This is a genomic window from Maricaulis sp. (assembly GCF_030149425.1).
In the GTDB taxonomy this organism is placed as follows: domain Bacteria; phylum Pseudomonadota; class Alphaproteobacteria; order Caulobacterales; family Maricaulaceae; genus Maricaulis.
Window position 1 is genome coordinate 1 of sequence record NZ_JASBRQ010000032.1, and the last position, 18,420, is coordinate 18,420.

Consider the following 18,420-nt stretch of genomic DNA (forward strand, 5'->3'; position numbering starts at 1 on the left):
CCACCGGGTGGATCAGCTCGTCGGACTTGTCCTTGCTTGGATCGCTCATTGGGCGCTCCCGGAAATCTCGACCGGCATGAAGACCGGCTGCAGATAGTCACGCAGCGGGCCGATCAGGAAGAAGAGGATGATGACGCCGGCGGCCGTGATGACCGGCGGAATGATGACCAGGGCCGGCGGCTGTTTCTTCAGCCCGGCTTCTTCTGCAGGGGAGAAGAAGGCGCGCGCTGACAGCGGCAGGAGGTAGGCCACGTTGAGAATGGACGAGGCCACCAGGGCGACAATCATGATCGCATGCCCGGCATCCCAGGCGCCCTGCATCAGGAAGAGCTTGGGCCAGGACCCGCCCAGCGGCGGCAGGCCGATGATCGACAGCGCACCGATGGTATAGGCGCCGAACAGCCAGGGCATGTATTTGCCCAGACCGCGCATTTGCGAGATCTCGGTCTTCTTGGTCGCGGTGTAGATCGCACCGGCGCTCATGAAGAGCGTGATCTTGCCCCAGGCGTGCATGACGATCTGCAGCGCCCCGCCGAGCATGGCGAGCGGCGAAGCCAGCATCACGCCCAGCGTCACATAGGAGAGCTGGGACACGGTCGAGAAAGCCAGCCGGGCCTTGAGATTATCCTTGGTGATTGCCACCACGGAGGCCAGCACGATGGAGATCGCAGCGATCCAGGCCAGGGCGTCCGAGGACGGGGCCGCCTGGATCAGGGCCGGACCAAAGATATAGGTGCCGACCTTGAGGATGGAGAAAACGCCGGCTTTCACCACCGCCACCGCGTGCAGGAGGGCGGAAACCGGGGTCGGTGCGACCATGGCATTGGGCAGCCAGGGGTGGATCGGCATCAAGGCGGCCTTGCCGATACCGAAGGCGAACATCACCAGCAGGATACCGGCAATCATCGGCTGCACGTCGTTGAGGGCGAGAAGGCCGCCAATGACGAAATCGGTCGACCCGGCCAGGTAATGCGTGGCGATCACGGCGGGCAGCAAGAGACCGACCGACGTGCCCATCAGGATGGACAGGTAGATCGTGCCGCCGCGCTTGGCGTTGTCATCGCCCTTATGCGTCACCAGCGGATAGGTCGACAGCGTCAGCACCTCGTAGAAGAGGAACATGGTCAACAGATTGCCCGACAGCGCCACGCCCATGGCCGAGGCAATGGCGATGCAGAAACAGACATAGAAACGCGTCTGATGCGTCTCCTTGTTTCCGCGCATATAGCCGATGGAATAGAGCGAATTGACGATCCACAGCCCCGACGCCACTGCCGCGAAGATCGCGCCCAGCGGTTCCAGGGTGAAGGAGAGCTGCAGGCCCGGCGCGATATCGGCCAGCACCAGGGTCGGATTGCTCGGAGCGATCTCGACCAGATAGGCGACATTGACCGCCAGCAGCACAGCCGAGATCAGCGTCGCGGCTTCGCGCAGATTGGGTTTATTGCCCAGCAACGCCACGAACACGCCGCCGATCGACGGAATGGCCAGCGCCAGGGCGAGAGAGACTTCAGGCGACCACATGATCTAGTCCCCCATGACCGCATTCGCCGCTGCCTCGGTCAGATTGACCAGGAAGGAAGCGTCGAGGAAGAAATACAGATTGGCGAAGGCCAGAACGCCCATCGGGATCAGCATCATGACCGGCGCATGGGTGCGCTTGACCTGCTCACCGCGATGGCTCGGCGCGGTTTCCGTCCACACCACCATCAACAACCGGCCGATATAGATCAGCGCCAGCAGCGAGGAGAGGATCAGCGCGGCCACAGCCCACCACCAGCCGCGATCCAGGGCGGCGATGATGAGATACCACTTACTGTCAAAACCGATGGTCAGCGGCACACCGACCAGCGACAGGCCGGCAATGGTGAAGGCCGTGGCCGAGATCGGCATGGTCCGGCCGAGACCGGCCAGGTCCTTGATCTCGCGGACACCGAATTTCAGCGCGAAGGCGCCGAGCGCCATGAACAGCGCGCCCTTCATCAGGGCATGGTTGATCAGGTGCAGCATGCCGGCCTGCAGGCCGAGCACCGTCCCCATGCCGAGGCCGAGCATCATGTAACCAACCTGCGCCACCGAGGAATAGGCCAGCAAACGCCGCGCATCGGTCTGGAAGATCGCCTGGGCCGAGGCCATGAACATGGCGATCACACCGGCGACCGCGAACACCCAGGTCAGCGACAGATCGACAAAGGCCACGTCAGGATGGAAGACCGAGAACAGGAAGCGCGCCAGGGCGTAAAAGGCCACCTTGGTCGCTGTCGAGGCCAGGAAGGCGGTGACGAAGTTCGGGGCAAAGGCATAGGCATTGGGAAGCCACATATGCAGCGGGAACATCGCCGCCTTGAGGCCGAGACCGACAATGATGAAGGCGAAGGCCGCCTGGGTCACACGGTCATGGCCATTTTCCGCCAGGATACGGGCGATATCGGCCATATTGAGCGAACCGGTCGCCATGTAGAGGAAGCCGACACCGATGACGAAGAAGGTCGCGCCGATCGTCCCCAGGATCAGGTAGTTATAGGCCGCCGTCAGCGCCCGGCGGTCCTTGCCCGCGCCCATGGCGATAATCGTGTAGGTCGACAGCGAGGAGATCTCGAGGAAGACGAAGACGTTGAAGGCATCGCCCGTGATCGTCACGCCGAGAAGACCGGCAAAACAGACCAGGAAGGCCGAGTAGAACAGGCCCTGCTTGTCCTCAGCGATCTCGTCCGCCACGCTCGGCAGGGCATAGATCACGCACAGGAAGCCGAGAATGCCGACCAGGAGCAGGACGGCCACGTTGAGCGCATCGATCCGGTATTCAATACCGGCCGGCGGCGCCCAGCCGCCCATGGCGTAGGAGATCACCCCCTCGCCCGCGACCGCGCCGAGAAGCGCCAACGAGAAAACCGCGACAATCGTCGCCGTGACCATGGCAACAGCCCAGCCGGCCTTGCCATTGGGCATGAAAGCGGCAATCGCGGCGGCAATCAGCGGTACGACGACCACCAGGGCCGGCGCATGGGCCATCAGCCCCGCCGGCAATGCATTGGCGAGAAATTCCATCACTCGCTGCTCCCCGTTTCGCGGGAATAATCCGCCGCATTCAAGGCATCATCCTCGATCGTGCCATAGGCCTCGCGGATGCGGACAACCAGCGCCAGGCCCACGGCAAGCGTGGCGACGCCGACGACGATCGCGGTCAGGATCAGGACGTGCGGCAAAGGGTTGGAATAGAGCACTTCGGCCGCGTGATGCGCGCTGTCGCCATAGCCTTCGCCATGCGACGCCGCCGCTTCATAACCGTTATGCGCGGCCTCTTCGGCATGTTCCGCTTCACCGGCTCCGGCATAGCCGGTCGCCGCTTCAGCGCCATAGCCGCCAGCGGAACCATAGCCGTCATCCTCGCCGTGATGAGCGCTTTCCAGGATGGGCGGCTGGCCGCCAAAGACCTTGCCGATGGTGATGTAGAGCAGGAAGACCGAGGTCTGGAACAGCGACAGGCCGACCAGGCGCTTGATCAGATTGCCCGTGGCAATCACCACATAGAGCCCGGTCATCATCAGGATGATGATCGGAATATAGTTGAAACGTTCGAGGATGGTCTCGAGCATGACTTACCACTCCTCGTCCGGAATATCCGGAACCCGTCCGGCAAAGGCATAGAAAATCGCCAGCATGACCGAGGTCACGGTGATGAGGACACCGAGCTCGACCAGGAGAATGCCGTAATGCTGCCCGGCATGATGGCTCTGATCGGGATGCAGGGCGTCATAATCAAGGAAGTTCACGGCCTCGCCGGCAAACGGCATGACCAGGGTCGCCAGACCCACGGCGGCATAAAGCAGCACGCCGGCAGCGGATCCCCACTGCACGAGTTTCGGCGGCACGGCCTTCTTGGCTTCGTCGATGCCGAAAATCAGGGCGTAGAGGATCACGGCCACGGCGATGATGACACCGGCCTGGAAGCCGCCGCCCGGACCAAAATCGCCATGGAACTGAACATAGAAGCCGAAGATCACGATCATCGGGATCAACAGCTTGGAGACGACGCGCAGGATGATATGCGGGCTCATTCCTCGTCCTCCCTGCGGCGTGCGCCGCCGGTATTGAAGCCCAGAAGCAGGATGACGCCGAGCGCCGCAGTGAAGATCACCACCACTTCGCCGAACGTGTCATAGCCGCGATAGCTGGCCAGCACGGCGGTCACGACATTGGGGATCTCGATCTCGTTCGGGGTGCGCTCAAGATAGGAGGCGCCGACATAGGAATTGGCCGGCGAGTCCGCCGCGCCATAAACCGGCATGTCCGGAATGGCGAAGAACAGGGCCATGCCGGCCACCGTGACCACGAGCATGGCGGCGAGGTGACGGCCGCGCCCGGGCGCCTCGGCCTCGCGGGCGGTCAGCAACATGGCGCCGAGCATCAGAACGGTGGAGATACCGGCGCCGACAGCGGCTTCGGTAAAGGCCACATCGACCGCGTCGAGCGATACAAACCAGGCCGCCGAGAGCAGCGAATACACGCCGGTCAGCATCACCACGGCGAACAGGTTGCGCAGCCGGACAATGGCAAAACCGACCGCCAGCAGCATGGCGATCAGGGTGTAGTCGAGAAATTGCGTCAGATCGGCGCCGCTCATGCCTTGGCCTCCGGGTCTTGCAGCTCACGCGGATGCTTGGGGCGGAAATGAGCCAGGTCCGGCTTCTGTCCGGCCCGGTGGGCGGCATTGGCAACGGCATGGGTGGCGGTCGGGCTGGTCAGGAAGAGCAACAGGCCGACCAGGGCCAGCTTGGCCATCGTCTGCCAGTCCCCGGACTGCAGGATGAGACCGAAAATGATCAGCTCGGCACCGAGCGTATCGGTGACACCGGCCGCGTGCAGGCGGGTGTAGAAATCCGGCATGCGGATGACGCCGATGGCGCCGGCCAGCACCAGCATCAGGCCCAGCGTCAGCGAGCCGACACTGAGGGCGAAGAGAAGATTTTGTCCAATCTCGACCCAGTTCATTCGTCGAACTCCCCTTCCACCGCGCGGCGCAGCGACATTTGCGCCAGGGCGATCTCGAGCGAGCGGTAGCGGAAGAATTTCAGGATCGCGATGGTGGCGACGAAATTGATCAGGGCGTAGAGCAGCGCGATATCGATCGCGTCCTGGCGTCCGGCAATGGCCGAGAAGACGAGCAGGAACAACACCGTCTTGGTCCCGAAAGAGTTGGCCGCGAGCACGCGGTCATACAGCGTCGGGCCGGCGAACAGGCGCGCCAGCATGATCGCCATCGCGCCGGCCATGCCCAGCGCGACAATAAAGTTGAGCGTATCCATCATGCCTCCTCGCGCTTGCCGTCGGACGCCACGTCCGTCCGCAAGGCCATTTCCGCAAAGCCTTCCGGCGCGGTGAAGGAATTATCCAGCGCGTGGACCAGGAAGCCGTCGTTTTCGATATCCACTGTCACCGTACCCGGTGTCAGCGTGATCGAATTGGCGAAGACGCAGCGCGCCAGCCCCGAACGCAGATCGACCGGTACGCGCACCAGGCGCGGCTCGATATCGACGTCGGGCTTCATTATCAAACGGATGACGGCAATGTTGGCCGCCACGATTTCCCGTCCCAGCCAGCTCCAATACGTCAGTAGCGGCAGCAAGGGCGCCAGCGGCACCGTCTCGCGGTCGAGAATGCGCATGCGGACGGCCAGGCCGACCGTCGCTGCCAGAGAGACCACCGTCATGACGAGCAGGATCGAGTGATCGCCAGACAGGGTGTAGGAACCAGAAAGAACCAGCCACAAGACGACCAGGACGGCAGTCAGGCCAAGACCATAGACCATGGATGTATCCCCGCGCGTAAACGCTTAGACTCGCGGTTTTAACCAAGCGGCAACGGCTTGACCAGATCAGCGGTGTGCCTTTAGCAGCCTTCAAAAACCTAGGGATATTGGCGCAAGCGGGCCTTCAGCCCCGCGCCGTTTGCTGCTGGGACAGCCTTTCCGGGCGCTCACAGAGGTCACCCAATCCCCTGATCCGGTAAGTATTCCTGACCATCCTCAGCAATGCTCCGGTTTTCCGCCGGGCCCAGCCAGTACGCGGGGCATAGCTCCGGTCGATATCCGGCGGCCCTTGCGCGCCCTGAGGAAGACGTGGAAAAGCCCGGCAAAATCACCCGACCGGGCCGCGGCCTAGTCGCGGTCAGCCTCGTGCGAGAGATTCCAGTAGCGCAGAACCGTCTGGGCTTTTTCCACCGAGAGCATGTCATAGACGTGCCGGGCCTGGTCCATGATCGGCCCTTCCGAGCGCCCGAGCCCGGCCCAGCCGGCCTGGAAGTTTTCCCATTTCAGACCGGTCGCCTTGCACAAGACGGCCAGCGGTTCTCCGGCGAGATCATCGAACATGCGGGTCATCAGCCGGTCATCAATTCCCGACAGGGTGGCAATCTCGCTGACAAGTTCGCGCCGCACGCCTTCACGGCGCAGCGCCTCCATGGCCTGCTCCAGGCTGACAAAGGGGCTCATCGCAATGGCTTCGCGATTGCGCTGACGCCGGTCGATATAACGCAGGATGCGGCCGACCAGCGGGTCGGACCAGCCTTCCGCCTGGGCCATCGGGAAAATATCCTCGGAGGCATCGATCAGGATCGTGCGGTCCACCGCGAAACGGTCGAGAATGGCGCGGCGGTCGGTGCCATCACAGCCCCAGAACAGGCGAAAGGCCTGGGCCGGGCGCAACTCCTCGCGCCGGATCAGCAAGGGGGCAAAACGCGCATTATCCAGCGCCATGCCCACGAGGTGATCGACGGTCGGCGCGGCCAGGATGGCGGTCTTGTTCTTGAGCAGGCGCTCGACCACTTCCGGCTCACCATAAGCCGCCAGGGCGGCCGCGACGGTCTCGGAGACATCCTCGCGCCGGGCGACCAGCGTGCGGTGCTGGATGGTGCCGGTCTGGACGATCTCAAGCATGTCGAAATCGGTCAGCGCCTGACAGTCCTCGAGGATCGGCCGGGCCACTTCGAAGCGGTCTGTGGCCAGCATGCGCAAAAGCCGATGCGGCGCCTCGTTCAGCGTCGACAGACGCTGGGCCACACGCTGACGCAGGGTTTCATCACTGGCACGCAGGAGATCATGCAGCAGATCGGCGACGATCCAGCGCTCACGCGGCGTCAGCCGGCTGGAGGGCAGACCGACAATATCCGCCAACCGCCGCGCCAGCACATCCCGCGCCCGCGGCGGCGCCGGCTGGTCCAGGTCCATGGGTTCAATCTGCGCCATAAACGGCTCATCCTGCGGCAAATTCCCGCCCAGACTGGCGCGCCGGAGTTAAGAAAGCGTGGGTTTGAATGGGGGAATGCGCGGTATTGGGGGGGCACCACCACCCTCCTCGCCCTTGATGGGCGAGGTGGATTGCGGCGCAGCCGCAAGACGGAGTGGGTGCGCGCCGCAGGCGCTGCAAAGGCTTTCGGCGGCAGCGTTAGGTATGAGTAGCGGCTTTACCGCGTCACCCACTCCCCCGCTGCGCGGGACCTCGCCGATCAGGGGCGAGGAGAAGCGCTACAAATCTTGTCATCCCGGACGAAGGCCCGGACTTGCCTGCCCTCGCGGAAGCGGGGGATCCGGGCGTAGATCCGGGACCCAGCCAGATTCATCGAGGTCCCTGATCTGCGCCCCGCTTGCGCGGGGCCTCTGTCAGGGATGACAAAGGGTGGGAGCGTTCAGCCCTCTACCCCTTCCCCGGCAGTAGCTTCATCAGCTCCTCGCGATCCAACCAGGTCAGCGCTGCAGAGATCACGAAGAAGACCACGGCCATGTAGAACAGCATGGCCTCCTCGATCAGCTCGCCATTGGCGTCGACGCCGACCGGGGCGCTGATGCCCAGCCAGGGGGAGAGGTGGAAGAGGATGGCGCCGCCGATAATGCCGGTCGACAGCAGGGCGCCCAGACCGCGGAACAGGCCCATGAACAGGGCCAGCAGGATCAGGACGGCCGCCACCAGTTCGCCGACACCGGTCGCCATGCGCACGACCGGTTCGAACAGCTCAATGCCGGAGCGTTCGGCAATACGCGCGAAAATCGGGTTGTCGGCGCCGAATTTCTGGCTGCCCATGAACACCATGAATGCGGCCAGCAGAACGCCGCCGCCCATACGGATGATTTTCATCTCACTTGTCTCCCTCTCATACCGGCGCTGCGTCGCTGCACAGCGCGAATTTGCTAAAGCCCTACATGTTGCTAGACAGGACGCAACGCCAATCACGCTCGATCACGAGTTTTCGGCGTTTCGTGAGTTGAAAACTGCCACCGGATCCGTTCCTTGCCGCTTTTCCGACCCCTTGCAGGCAATCGCAAGCTGCGCCTGCCGCCGTTCGGCGCCTATCTCATCCTAGTGGCGGGATGGTTTTTCGGCTTTGGCCTGCAGACCACGGTGTTTCCCGGCGTCATCACCTTCACCCTGATGGAAAGCCCGGAGCGTTTGAGCTTTGCCCAGGCCGCCCTGACCGCGCCGATGGCGCTCTTGCTGCCCGCCGCTGGCGTTCTTGCCGAGCGCAAGGACCGGCGCGGCATCATGTTCTATTTCTACATTTTCGCCGGCATCTGCGCCCTTGCCCTGGCCTGGCTGCTGCTGTCGGACCGGCTCGACTACATGATGCTGGTCATCTTCGCCCTGCTGGTTGGCGTGGCCGGCGGGTTTGTCATGCCGGCGCGCGATAGTGCGATCAATCCGATCGTGCGCATCTCCGCGCGCACCCGGCATGGCGGGATCGAGCTGCAGCGCGCCGTGGTGATGGCCTCGGCGGTCCAGTTCGGAGCCCAGATCGCCGGTATGGCGGCGGGCTATTTCGCTGCCATGACCGGGCCGGGCGTGCTCTTTGCCATGATGGGCGTCGGCCTGCTGACCGGTGGTCTTGCCGCAGCCTTCCTGCCGCGCCTGGGCTCCAAGCGCACCAAGTCCACCGCCCACCCGCTGCAGGATCTCGGCGACGGGCTGAAGGCCGTGCTGCATTCGCCGGTGCTGATGCCGATGACGGCGATCATGATCGCGATCGGCATTTTCATCGTCGGCGGCGCTTTCCTCGTTCTCATCCCGATCCTGATCCGCGACGCCTATGGCGGTGGTTATGCCGAGCTCTCCAGCCTGATGGTGACGTTCTGGATGGGCGCTTTCGTGGCCAATGTCATGCTGGTCAAGTTCGGCCATATCGAACGCCCCGGCCGGGCGCTGATCATGGCCCAGGGCGTCACGGTACTTGCCGTCGGGGCCTTTGCCGCGCCCCTGCCCTTCTGGTCGCTCTACGGGCTCGTCTTTGCCTGGGGTCTGGGCGCCGGCGTGGCCATTTCGCTGTCGCGCTCGGTGGTGCAGGAACAAGCCCCGCCGGACAAGCTCGCCCGGGTCATGTCGGTCTACCAGCTCGGCCTGTTCGGCGGCATGCCGGCCGGCATCTTGCTGATGGGTCCGGTCGTCGGCGCCATTGGCGCACGCACCGCCGCGCTGATCCCGATGATCGGTCTCGGCGTCGTCCTGGTGCTGATTTCCCTCGCCACACCCATCCTGACCGTGCGCCGCGCCCAGCCGGTCGCGATCAAACACAGCCCGCCCTCCTCGGCGCATGAGAAAACCAGTGACGAAGCTGACTAATGCGTCATCTTTGCGCGCTGGACATTGCCCGTGAAACCCTGTCCCATCGCTCGCCAGAATTGTTACGGGGAACATTAGGTCATGCACAACAGACATCGAACCAAGCTGACCCTGATGGGGCTGGGCCTTGCGGCCACGGTCATCGTCGGGTGCAGCCAGGAGACTTCCATGGACACCACACCGGATACCAACCCGGGCACCATTACATCGGCCCTGATCGAGCGCGCCCAGGGGCTTGAAGCCCCGGTTGCCGAACAACGCCCGGTGACGATCGAGCAGGTCGGCTTTACCCGCGTCGACGAATACCAGTGGATCAAGGATGAGAACTGGCAGGAGGTGATGCGTGACACCTCCGTACTCGACAGCGATATCCGCGATCTGCTCGATGCCGAGAACGCCTATCTCGACACGGTCATGGAGCCGACCACGGCCCTGCAGGAACGGATTTTCCAGGAGATCCGCGGCCGCATCAAGGAAGACGACACCTCGGTCCCGAGCCGGGACGGCGCCTATGAGTATTTCAGCCGCTATCGCGAAGGCGGCCAGTATCCGATCTTCTCGCGCCGCCCGATCGATCCGGAAACCGGTGAGGCCATCGGCGAAGAAGAGATCCTCATCGACGGCGACGCCGAGGCGGCCGATTTCGAGTATCTCGATTTCGGCAATCTCTCGCACAGCCCGGACCACCAGTTCGTCGCCTATGCGATCGATACGCGCGGGTCGGAATACTACGAGATCATGATCCGCGAGATCGCCACCGGTGACGTCATCGCCACCCTGACGGACGAGAGCACGGGCGACTTTGTCTGGGCCAATGACAGCGCCACGCTGTACTGGGTCTGGCGCGATGAAAACGGCCGCTCCAAGCGGGTCTATCGCCAGAGCCGCGGCGGCGGTGCCTCCGAGCTGATCTATGAGGAAGAGGATGCCGGCTTCTTCGTCGGCGTCGGCTCATCCGACAATGATCGCTATGTCACCATCAATGCCGGCGGCCACACCTCCAACGAGCTGCGCCTGCTGGACGCCAATGACCCCAATGCCGAACCGGTCCTGGTGGCCGCCCGCGAAGAGGGTGTCGAGTATTACCTGACGGCCTCGAATGAGCGCTTCTACTTCCGCACCAATGTGGATGGCGCGGTCGACTTCAAGATTGTCTCCGCCCCGATCGATGCGCCTGGCCGGGACAACTGGGAAGACTTCGTGCCGCACCGCCCGGGTACACTGGTCAATGGTGTTGCCGGTTTCGAGGACTGGCTGGTGCGCATGGAGCGCGAGAACGCCCTGCCGCGCATTGTCGTGCATGAATACGCCACCGGCGAGGAGCACGAGATCGCCTTTGACGAGGAAGCCTATTCGCTGGGCATGTCTTCGGGCTATGAATTCTCCGTCGACCGGCTGCGCTTCTCCTATGAGAGCCCGTCCACGCCGGAACAGACCTTCGATTATGACATGCGCACCCGCGATCGCGTGCTGCGCAAGACCCAGGAAGTGCCCTCCGGGCATGATCCGGAAGACTATGTCGTGCGCCGTATCATGGCGGAAGGTCATGACGGGGCGCAGATCCCGGTGACCATCCTGCATCACCGCGACACCCCGATCGACGGCTCCGCTCCGCTGTTGCTGTATGGCTATGGCTCCTACGGCATCACCATCCCGGCCTCTTTCCGCGTCACCCCGCTCTCGCTGGTGGATCGCGGCATGGTCTATGCGGTCGCCCATATCCGCGGCGGCATGGCACGAGGCTATCAATGGTATCTCGACGGCAAGCTGGACAAGAAGATCAACACCTTCCGCGACTTCGTCTCAGCCGGTGAAGCGCTTGCGGCCGAGGGCTATACCTCGCGCGGCAATATTGTCGGCTATGGCGGATCCGCTGGTGGCCTGCTTGTCGGTGCTGCAGCCAATCTGCAGCCGGACCTGTTCGCCGGTATTATCGCGGCCGTGCCCTTTGTCGACGTGATCAACACCATGTCCGACGCCGAGCTGCCGCTGACCCCGCCGGAATGGCCGGAATGGGGTAATCCGCTGGAAAGCGCCGAGGATTACCAGACCATGATCGCCTACAGCCCCTATGACCAGATCGTGGAGACCGATTATCCCCACATCCTGGCCACGGGCGGTCTGACCGATCCGCGCGTGACCTATTGGGAACCGACCAAATATGTCGCCCGCATGCGCGAGCGCCGCTCGGACGACGGGCTCACCCTGTTGAAGATGAATATGGGTGCCGGTCATGGCGGTGCATCGGGCCGTTTCGACAGCCTGCGCGAAACCGCCCTCAACTGGGCCTTCGCCCTGATGGTGGTCGGCCTCGCCGACGCCGAGGTCGAGGCGATCGCGGCGGAAGCCGGCGAATAAGCCAAGCAAAGCGGATTGGCCCGCTGCGTCAGCGAAACGCAGCGGGCCGCCCGGCCTGGCAAGACCACAAAGACCCAGAACCGGGCTGTCCGGTCCGGCCTAGTCCCCCAATTCGTAGATCAGCTGCGTCGTGGCGCCGCGATAGATGACCGGCTCGCCATTGCGGACCTGCGGGTCATAGCGCCAGTTCTGCACGGCCCGGATCGAGGCCCGCTCAAAACCGCGATTGGTGCAATCAAGGGCGCGGACATTGGAGGTACGGCCATTGGGCATGATGTCGAACATCATGGTGCATTGCCCCTCAACACCACGATCCGCCAGAACCGTCGGATAGACCGGGCTGACGCGTACGGTCGGTGTCGGATCGCCATCAACCGGGATGCGGCCACTGAACTCCTCCAGCACCGGATCATCGATCGGCGGCGTGGTGAAATTTTCCGCCGGGCTGACCGGGTCCGGCACAGCCCGGTCGACCTCTGAGGTTTCGACCGGCGGCGGTGGATCAACCGGGTCGACGATCTCGAATTCGCGCCCGGTTCGCGGTTCAACCGGATCGACCTCGACATTCATCTCGACCGGCACGCGCTCATCGGTCTCGATCAGCGGCACCGGGCCGATATCGATCAGGGATCGCATCAACAGGAAAAGCGCCACGGTGATAATCGCCGCGGCGGGTAAGACTAAAGGTGTGCGCAGATATGCTGTCACGGTTTCTACCTCCCCACGGGGCAGATGCCGTCATGGCCCGACCGGGACATGCCCTCGTACAACAACTTCCGCCCGATCCCCGGAGCCGACCCCTCGGTCCCGCTTGGGCGGAAGCGACGCAGCACTACAACTCAGCACCGCGCCGCATGCTCATAAAGCCAGGGCGAAGCGGCCAAAACGTGCCGGGATTGCGGGCAAATGTGACGCTTCAAAGGTGATTTAATGCCGCTTGTTTCTGGCGCGAAACAATCAGAACGCTAGAGTGCCGCCCCAAGCATGCCGGGACGAGGAGATACGGTGATGGATGAGAACATTCTGGCCCTGCTGGTTGATCTGCACCGGGAGGGCAAGCGCCAGGGCCCCGGCTCCGACGCGATCACCCGCAAAGCCATGGCGCTGGGCGGGCTCAGTGCCGACAGCGGGCTGAAGATTGCCGATATCGGCTGTGGCACCGGAGCCGCCAGCCTCATACTGGCCGGCGATCTCGGCGCCCAGGTCACCGCGGTCGACCTCTTCCCCGATTTCCTGGACCAGCTCTCCGCGCGCGCAGAGGCCGCCGGTCTGGGCGATCAGATCACCACCGTGCAGGCCTCAATGGATGATCTGCCCTTTGATGCGGGGCGGTTCGACGTGATCTGGTCGGAAGGTGCGATCTACAATATGGGCTTTGAGGCTGGCATCCGCGCCTGGCAGCGCTTCCTGCGGCCGGGCGGCCTGCTCGCCGTGTCCGAGCTGAGCTGGTTCACCGCCGAGCGCCCGCCGGCGCTGGAGGCCTATTGGAGCGAGCAATATCCGGGGGTCGCCACGGCCTCGGCCAAAATGGGCCAACTCGAAGCGGCGGGCTACCTGCCGGTGGGCTATTTCCCCCTGCCGGCCTCCGCCTGGCTGGATGAATATTATGCCCCGACCCAAGCGCGCGTCCCGGCCTTCCTCAAACGTCACCAGAACAGCGAGGCCGCCCAGGCGGTGATCGAGATGGAACAGGCCGAGATCGCCCATTTCACCGCCCATCACCACCAGTATGGCTACGGCTTCTACCTGGCCCGGACGCCGGGCGGATAATCCAGCCTAGACCTCCTCCCAGCGAGGCCAGAGTTCGCCATAGCTGTTGAAATAGGTGGTGCAGCCGTCCGGCAGGTTGAACAGGCGCCGGCCGAGCGTGTCGAAGCGGTCGTCATGGGTGGGGATGGAGCGGCGCTCATCCTCGACCCAATTGCCGCAGCGCTGGATTTCCACGCGGTGGGCCTGGCGTTCAGCATTATCTAGAATTTCCCGCCGCCGGGCGATGAAATCGAGCCAGCCCTGGGCCGCTGCACGCGAATATTCCCAATCGAGCGCTTCGGTGAAAGCTTTAGCGGCGTTCTCGTAATCATCAAGCTCGACGCGGGCATTGCCGAGGAAGGCATGGATATCACCAGGCCGGTCCAGCTCGCCGCGGCGCAGCGCCTGGACGAACATGGCTTCGGCGTCGCGGAACTGACCGGACTGGTAGAGCGCCTCGCCCAGGACCGCATAATCCTGGCCCCGGCCCGTCAGGGTCGCGACCCGGCGCAGGACCGGCAAGGCCGCCTCCCATTCACGCGCCTGGCGGAATAACCGTGCCAGCATGCGATAATGCCGCGGATTGGCCTCGATACGCCCGGCATTGATCTCGCGCTGCAGGATCATTGCCCCGCGATAGGGATAGTCGAAATAGGCATAATACTCCGCCAGCCGGATCAGCTCCGCCGGCTCGCTGAGCAGCCCGTTGGTATACATCACGGCATTGACGTCGAAGGCCTCGCGGCTGCGGTCCATGCGCGCCAGCAGCGTCGCCCAGCTGCTCCAGTATTGCTTCTCCTGCGGCCATTGCGCGACCATCTGCTCGATCAGCTCGAGCTGCTCCGGCATCATGTCGAGGGACTGGTAGTAGAACAGGAGCAGCGAATAATGCCGCCGCTGGGCCGGCGCAGCGAGGGCGAAAGCGCGCCGGGCATAATCCAGCCCCGACGCATAATCGCCAAGCTGGCCATAGCCCTGGGCGAGGCGGAAGGCGATGTCCCCGGTCAGGGCGGCGCCCAGCGCTAGCGCCGTCTCAATCAGGAAGATACCGGCCTGGTACTCGCCTTCCGCCAGCAGGATCTGCCCGGCATTGATGCGCAGGAGATTGGCCCGCTCGCGGGCGAGAATGCCGATCTCGATCGCCGCCTGCCAATCGGCCGCGGCCGCGCGCGGGCGTTCCAGCTGGTAGCGGGCTCGGCCGCGCAGTTCGAGCACGGTGGCGCGCTCAAAATCGCTCAGCCTCTCATCGCGCATCAGGGCGTCATAGCCGGACAGGGCTTCCGACCATCGCTGCTCGGCCTCAGCCTCCATATAGCGCACCAGCCGGTCACCGATACGGGCCGATATAACCGCACCGCGCGCTGACCGCTCGGCCTCCGGCTGGATATCGGCCGCGGCCATGGGTGTGAAAGACATGAGCGCCAGCGCGCTCGCGAATCCGGCCAGGCCGGTGCGGATCATCTGTCCCCGCATATGCACCTCCCCAAATCATGACGCGAACTCCCCAGCCCCGGTGCATGCCGTCATGAAGCGGTAAGGCTGCCGTCAGGTCGGGGCGCGGGTGTGGCGATGGCGCGGCGACATTGGGGCAAAGAAAAACGCCCCGGTGAAACACCGGGGCGTTGATCTTGAAGGAACCGTCTGACGGATCAGCCGTTATCGCCGTCTTCGCCAGCCGCGGCTGCGACCTGGTTGATCGGCTCGCCACGGGAGTTGAAGAACTCCTGGCAGCGCTCGGGAACCTCGATGAAGACATTGCCGTTTTCATCGACATCGCCGAACAGGCGGGCACCATTGACGAGGTCGGTCACGGTGAAGCCGCACTCATCGCGAGCGATGCGGCGACGGATCACCACGCGCTGTTGCTCAGCGTTGATTTCCTCGCGGATGAAGGTGGCCCAGCCATTGGCCGTGGTGCGCGAATACGGGAAGCGTGCACCTTCGGTGAAGGCAGCGATCGCCGACTGGCGGCGGCCGAGCTCGTAACGCACCGTACCGAGCAGCGTCCAGACATTGCCCGGACGGTTGATGCCGCCACGGTTCAGGGCCTGTTCGAAGGCGGTTTCGGCTTCAGCCAGCTGGTTTTCCTGATACAGCGCCTCGGCGAGCTTGACGTAATCATCGCCCGAATTGGTCAGCTGTGCCAACTGGCGCAGGACCGGGACAGCCCGCTCCCACTCACGCGCCTGGCGCCACATATTGGACAGCAGGTTCAGGTTGGACTGGTTGCGCTCGACGCGACCGGCATTGAGCTCACGCTCAAGGATGGACGCACCGCGATAAGGATACTCATAGAAGGAGTAATACTGGGCGAGGCGAACAATCTCGGCACTCTCAGTGAGCATGCCGTTGATATACATAATCTTGTTCGCTTCGAACGCATCTTCCTCGCGTTCCGTCTGCGCCAACAGCGAAGTGTAGGACGTCCAGTTGCGCTTCTCGTCCGGCCAGCGGGCAACCATCGCTTCGACGATTTCCATCTGGCGCGGAATATTGTCGAGCTGCTGGTAGTAGAACAGCATCAGGGAATAATCGCCGCGGGTGCGTTCATTCACCGGGTGCAGTTCCCAGAAGGTTTCTGCCCAGCGCAGGCCGCCTTCATAACGCTCAGCCTGGGCATAAGCCTGGGCCAGCATTTTCGCGAGACGGGAGTTCATCACGTCGGGACCGCCATCGCGGACCGCAGCCTCAAGGGTGTTGATGCCCTCGGTGTACTGGCCTTCGGTGATGTAGAGCTGGCCGATATTGATGCGCAGACCGACGATTTCCTCGGTCAAAAGAGCACCGGTTGCAATCGAGGCTTCCCAGTCAGAGATCGCCCCCTGCACATTTTCCAGCTCGTACTGGGCACGGCCGCGCAGCTGCAGAGAGATGGCGCGTTCGTACTGGTTGATGCCGGACCGGCTCAGGGCGCGGTTCAGCGTGGTAATGGATTGAGCGAACTGCTCCTCGCTCTGCAGGTTCTGGGCTTCAAGCACGATCTCGCCGATCGCGGCGGTGAAGACCCGGTCTTCCGCATTCTGTTCGCGTTCTTCGTCGCTCTGCCGGTTGCGGCGCTGCGCATCGGCATCGGCAACCCAGATGCCCGCCATGGTCACTGCGAGCACGAGGGCCGCAACGCCTTGCGTCAGTCTGGTCAGATGGAAACCGTTAAAACGGATCATCGTTGGCTCCTTCATACCGGCCCCGCTCCCCGGACCGGTTTCACTAGCTGCCCCGTCTCAGGTCCGTCTCGGACCCGATCCGGCATCGCCGGAATATTGGGCGGGAATGACCAGGCCATTCCCGCCCCTCACACTTTAGTCCGCCAGCTGGAAGTTGAACTGGGTTTCCACGCCACGGCGGGCGACCGGAATACCGTCTTCAATCTTCGGATTATAGCGCCAGCGTTCAACCGCCCGGATCGAGGCCCGTTCGAACATCGAGCTCGAGCAAGTCAGGATCTGGACATTGGTCGGCGTCCCGTCCGGCGTCACATCGAAGCGAACCGCGCAGGTCCCTTCCACACCGCGTTCAGCGGCACGGGGCGGGTATTGCGGCTCGATCCGGACCAGCGGCTGGGCGTCACGGTCAGAGACCGAGAAGCTTACACTGTCGCTGGCCAGCTGCGGCGCGTCGAATTCCGGGATCTGACCCACGATGGTGTCGAGACCTTCGGTCGGCTGCTCGGCAGCCTGACGTTCAATCTGCGGCGGCGGGGGCGGCGGATCGACCTGATCCACATCGTCGATCGTCGTGTCACGGCGGCGGGCTTCCACCTCTGCGACCTCGTCATTGATCGAGATGCGAAGCGCGTCGCTCTCTTCACCCAGTTCCACTTCGTCCGGGATGATCAGGTTATACATGATCACGAAGAGCGCGATCGTCACGAAGGCTGCGATCGGGCCACCGACAAGCAGGCGTCCAAGAGTACCCATACTGTCTCCTCCCTATTCCTGCAGCGTCGAGATCGAGACTTCGACACCATTCTCGAGCAGCAGATCCTGCACGTCGAGAATAATACCGATGTCGGCTTCTTCATCACCCTGGATCGTCGCACGGGCCTTCGGGTTTTCCTGCAGCAGCTGTTCAATGATCGGCTGCAGTTCCGCTTGCTCGTAAACGCGACGGTCGATCCAGATCTCGTTCTCGGAATTGACCGCAACCAGCATGGACGGGTTGAGATCATCCTCGGTCAGAGCGTCCGGACGGATCGGGTCGATGCCCGGTTCCTTAATGAAGACGGAGGTGACGATGAAGAAGATCAGAAGAATGAAGACGACATCCAGCATCGGCGTCATGTTCAGTTCGACTTCTTCGTCATCCGTCGATACGCGGCTACCACGTCTAGCCATATCTATCTCCTCCCGCCTACTGGGCTTCGCCGTCGGTGCGGGTCAGCGAGACCGGGACACCATTGGCGTTCATGTCATCCCAGATCCGCACGATGATGCCGTGAGAGGCCTCGTCGTTGGCTTCGATCAGCACGGCAGAGCCGGCACTCTCAGCGCGGAAACGGTTGACGGCGGACAGGACGCGATCGACGTCGGTGCGGACCCGGTTGACGAAGATATTATTATCCTGGTCGACCTGAACCACGATCGGTGACGGCGCGTCGGGCGGCGGCGGTGCGTCGCTTTCCGGCGGCGGCGTCATGTCGATGCCTTCCTCGGAGAGGAAAGTCGCGGTGACGATGAAGAAGATCAGGAGAATGAACACGATGTCGAGC

19 protein-coding genes are annotated in these 18,420 nt (G+C 63.3%); 3 read left to right on the plus strand and 16 right to left on the minus strand.

Annotated features, from left to right (window positions below):
- Positions 1 to 45 precede the first annotated feature (45 nt).
- The 10 genes from Q1V57_RS04895 to Q1V57_RS04940 all read right to left on the minus strand — a co-directional run bounded on the left by Q1V57_RS04895 (position 46) and on the right by Q1V57_RS04940 (position 8,129).
- On the minus strand, positions 46 to 1,524 hold the full coding sequence (locus tag Q1V57_RS04895; protein ID WP_300528149.1) for a proton-conducting transporter membrane subunit: 1,479 nt from the start codon (positions 1,522 to 1,524) through the stop codon (positions 46 to 48).
- A 3-nt stretch (positions 1,525 to 1,527) separates the two neighbouring features.
- Positions 1,528 to 3,048 (minus strand): monovalent cation/H+ antiporter subunit D family protein, encoded by a 1,521-nt coding sequence (locus Q1V57_RS04900; protein WP_300528182.1) that lies wholly within the window; start codon positions 3,046 to 3,048, stop codon positions 1,528 to 1,530.
- Positions 3,048 to 3,596, minus strand: coding sequence for a cation:proton antiporter subunit C (locus Q1V57_RS04905; protein WP_300528151.1), 549 nt, complete (start codon positions 3,594 to 3,596; stop codon positions 3,048 to 3,050). The genes Q1V57_RS04900 and Q1V57_RS04905 overlap by 1 nt, the downstream gene beginning before the upstream one ends.
- A 3-nt stretch (positions 3,597 to 3,599) precedes the next feature.
- The gene (locus tag Q1V57_RS04910) at positions 3,600 to 4,058 is read right to left on the minus strand and encodes a Na(+)/H(+) antiporter subunit B (protein ID WP_300528153.1); all 459 of its coding nucleotides are present in this window, start codon (positions 4,056 to 4,058) and stop codon (positions 3,600 to 3,602) included.
- Complete coding sequence (locus Q1V57_RS04915) at positions 4,055 to 4,624, minus strand: DUF4040 domain-containing protein (RefSeq protein WP_300528155.1); 570 nt, start codon at positions 4,622 to 4,624, stop codon at positions 4,055 to 4,057. Before Q1V57_RS04915 ends, Q1V57_RS04910 begins: the two co-directional genes overlap by 4 nt.
- Positions 4,621 to 4,992, minus strand: coding sequence for a monovalent cation/H(+) antiporter subunit G (gene mnhG / locus Q1V57_RS04920; RefSeq protein WP_300528158.1), 372 nt, complete (start codon positions 4,990 to 4,992; stop codon positions 4,621 to 4,623). Before mnhG ends, Q1V57_RS04915 begins: the two co-directional genes overlap by 4 nt.
- Complete coding sequence (locus Q1V57_RS04925; RefSeq protein ID WP_300528159.1) at positions 4,989 to 5,309, minus strand: monovalent cation/H+ antiporter complex subunit F; 321 nt, start codon at positions 5,307 to 5,309, stop codon at positions 4,989 to 4,991. Before Q1V57_RS04925 ends, mnhG begins: the two co-directional genes overlap by 4 nt.
- A complete protein-coding gene (locus Q1V57_RS04930; protein ID WP_300528162.1) occupies positions 5,306 to 5,809 on the minus strand; it encodes a Na+/H+ antiporter subunit E in 504 nt (167 codons plus the stop codon). Before Q1V57_RS04930 ends, Q1V57_RS04925 begins: the two co-directional genes overlap by 4 nt.
- A gap of 348 nt (positions 5,810 to 6,157) precedes the next feature.
- Entirely contained in the window at positions 6,158 to 7,243 is a 1,086-nt protein-coding gene (locus tag Q1V57_RS04935) for a DUF2336 domain-containing protein (protein WP_300528163.1), read from the minus strand.
- A 448-nt stretch (positions 7,244 to 7,691) separates the two neighbouring features.
- Complete coding sequence (locus Q1V57_RS04940; protein WP_300528164.1) at positions 7,692 to 8,129, minus strand: DoxX family protein; 438 nt, start codon at positions 8,127 to 8,129, stop codon at positions 7,692 to 7,694.
- 153 nt (positions 8,130 to 8,282) lie between these two features.
- Here Q1V57_RS04940 and Q1V57_RS04945 point away from each other — a divergent pair, with 153 nt between their 5' ends.
- Complete coding sequence (locus tag Q1V57_RS04945; RefSeq protein ID WP_300528166.1) at positions 8,283 to 9,605, plus strand: MFS transporter; 1,323 nt, start codon at positions 8,283 to 8,285, stop codon at positions 9,603 to 9,605.
- Between the two features lie 81 nt (positions 9,606 to 9,686).
- The gene (locus Q1V57_RS04950) at positions 9,687 to 11,963 is read left to right on the plus strand and encodes a S9 family peptidase (RefSeq protein ID WP_300528167.1); all 2,277 of its coding nucleotides are present in this window, start codon (positions 9,687 to 9,689) and stop codon (positions 11,961 to 11,963) included.
- 99 nt (positions 11,964 to 12,062) lie between these two features.
- Here the strand turns inward: Q1V57_RS04950 and Q1V57_RS04955 are convergent, their stop codons facing one another.
- Positions 12,063 to 12,671: a TonB family protein gene (locus Q1V57_RS04955; protein WP_300528169.1), complete on the minus strand. Its 609-nt coding sequence runs from the start codon at positions 12,669 to 12,671 to the stop codon at positions 12,063 to 12,065.
- Between the two features lie 300 nt (positions 12,672 to 12,971).
- Here Q1V57_RS04955 and Q1V57_RS04960 point away from each other — a divergent pair, with 300 nt between their 5' ends.
- Positions 12,972 to 13,733, plus strand: coding sequence for a class I SAM-dependent methyltransferase (locus Q1V57_RS04960; RefSeq protein WP_300528172.1), 762 nt, complete (start codon positions 12,972 to 12,974; stop codon positions 13,731 to 13,733).
- A gap of 6 nt (positions 13,734 to 13,739) precedes the next feature.
- Here the strand turns inward: Q1V57_RS04960 and Q1V57_RS04965 are convergent, their stop codons facing one another.
- The 5 genes from Q1V57_RS04965 to Q1V57_RS04985 form a co-directional block, all read right to left on the minus strand.
- Positions 13,740 to 15,185 (minus strand): hypothetical protein, encoded by a 1,446-nt coding sequence (locus Q1V57_RS04965; RefSeq protein ID WP_300528174.1) that lies wholly within the window; start codon positions 15,183 to 15,185, stop codon positions 13,740 to 13,742.
- Between the two features lie 176 nt (positions 15,186 to 15,361).
- The gene (locus Q1V57_RS04970; protein ID WP_300528175.1) at positions 15,362 to 16,876 is read right to left on the minus strand and encodes a tetratricopeptide repeat protein; all 1,515 of its coding nucleotides are present in this window, start codon (positions 16,874 to 16,876) and stop codon (positions 15,362 to 15,364) included.
- 135 nt (positions 16,877 to 17,011) lie between these two features.
- Entirely contained in the window at positions 17,012 to 17,629 is a 618-nt protein-coding gene (locus Q1V57_RS04975) for an energy transducer TonB (RefSeq protein ID WP_300528176.1), read from the minus strand.
- A gap of 12 nt (positions 17,630 to 17,641) precedes the next feature.
- Positions 17,642 to 18,046, minus strand: coding sequence for a biopolymer transporter ExbD (locus tag Q1V57_RS04980; RefSeq protein WP_300528177.1), 405 nt, complete (start codon positions 18,044 to 18,046; stop codon positions 17,642 to 17,644).
- Positions 18,047 to 18,062: 16 nt separating this feature from the next.
- Positions 18,063 to 18,420: biopolymer transporter ExbD (locus tag Q1V57_RS04985; protein ID WP_300528179.1), on the minus strand; the 358-nt coding region annotated here is incomplete at its 5' end.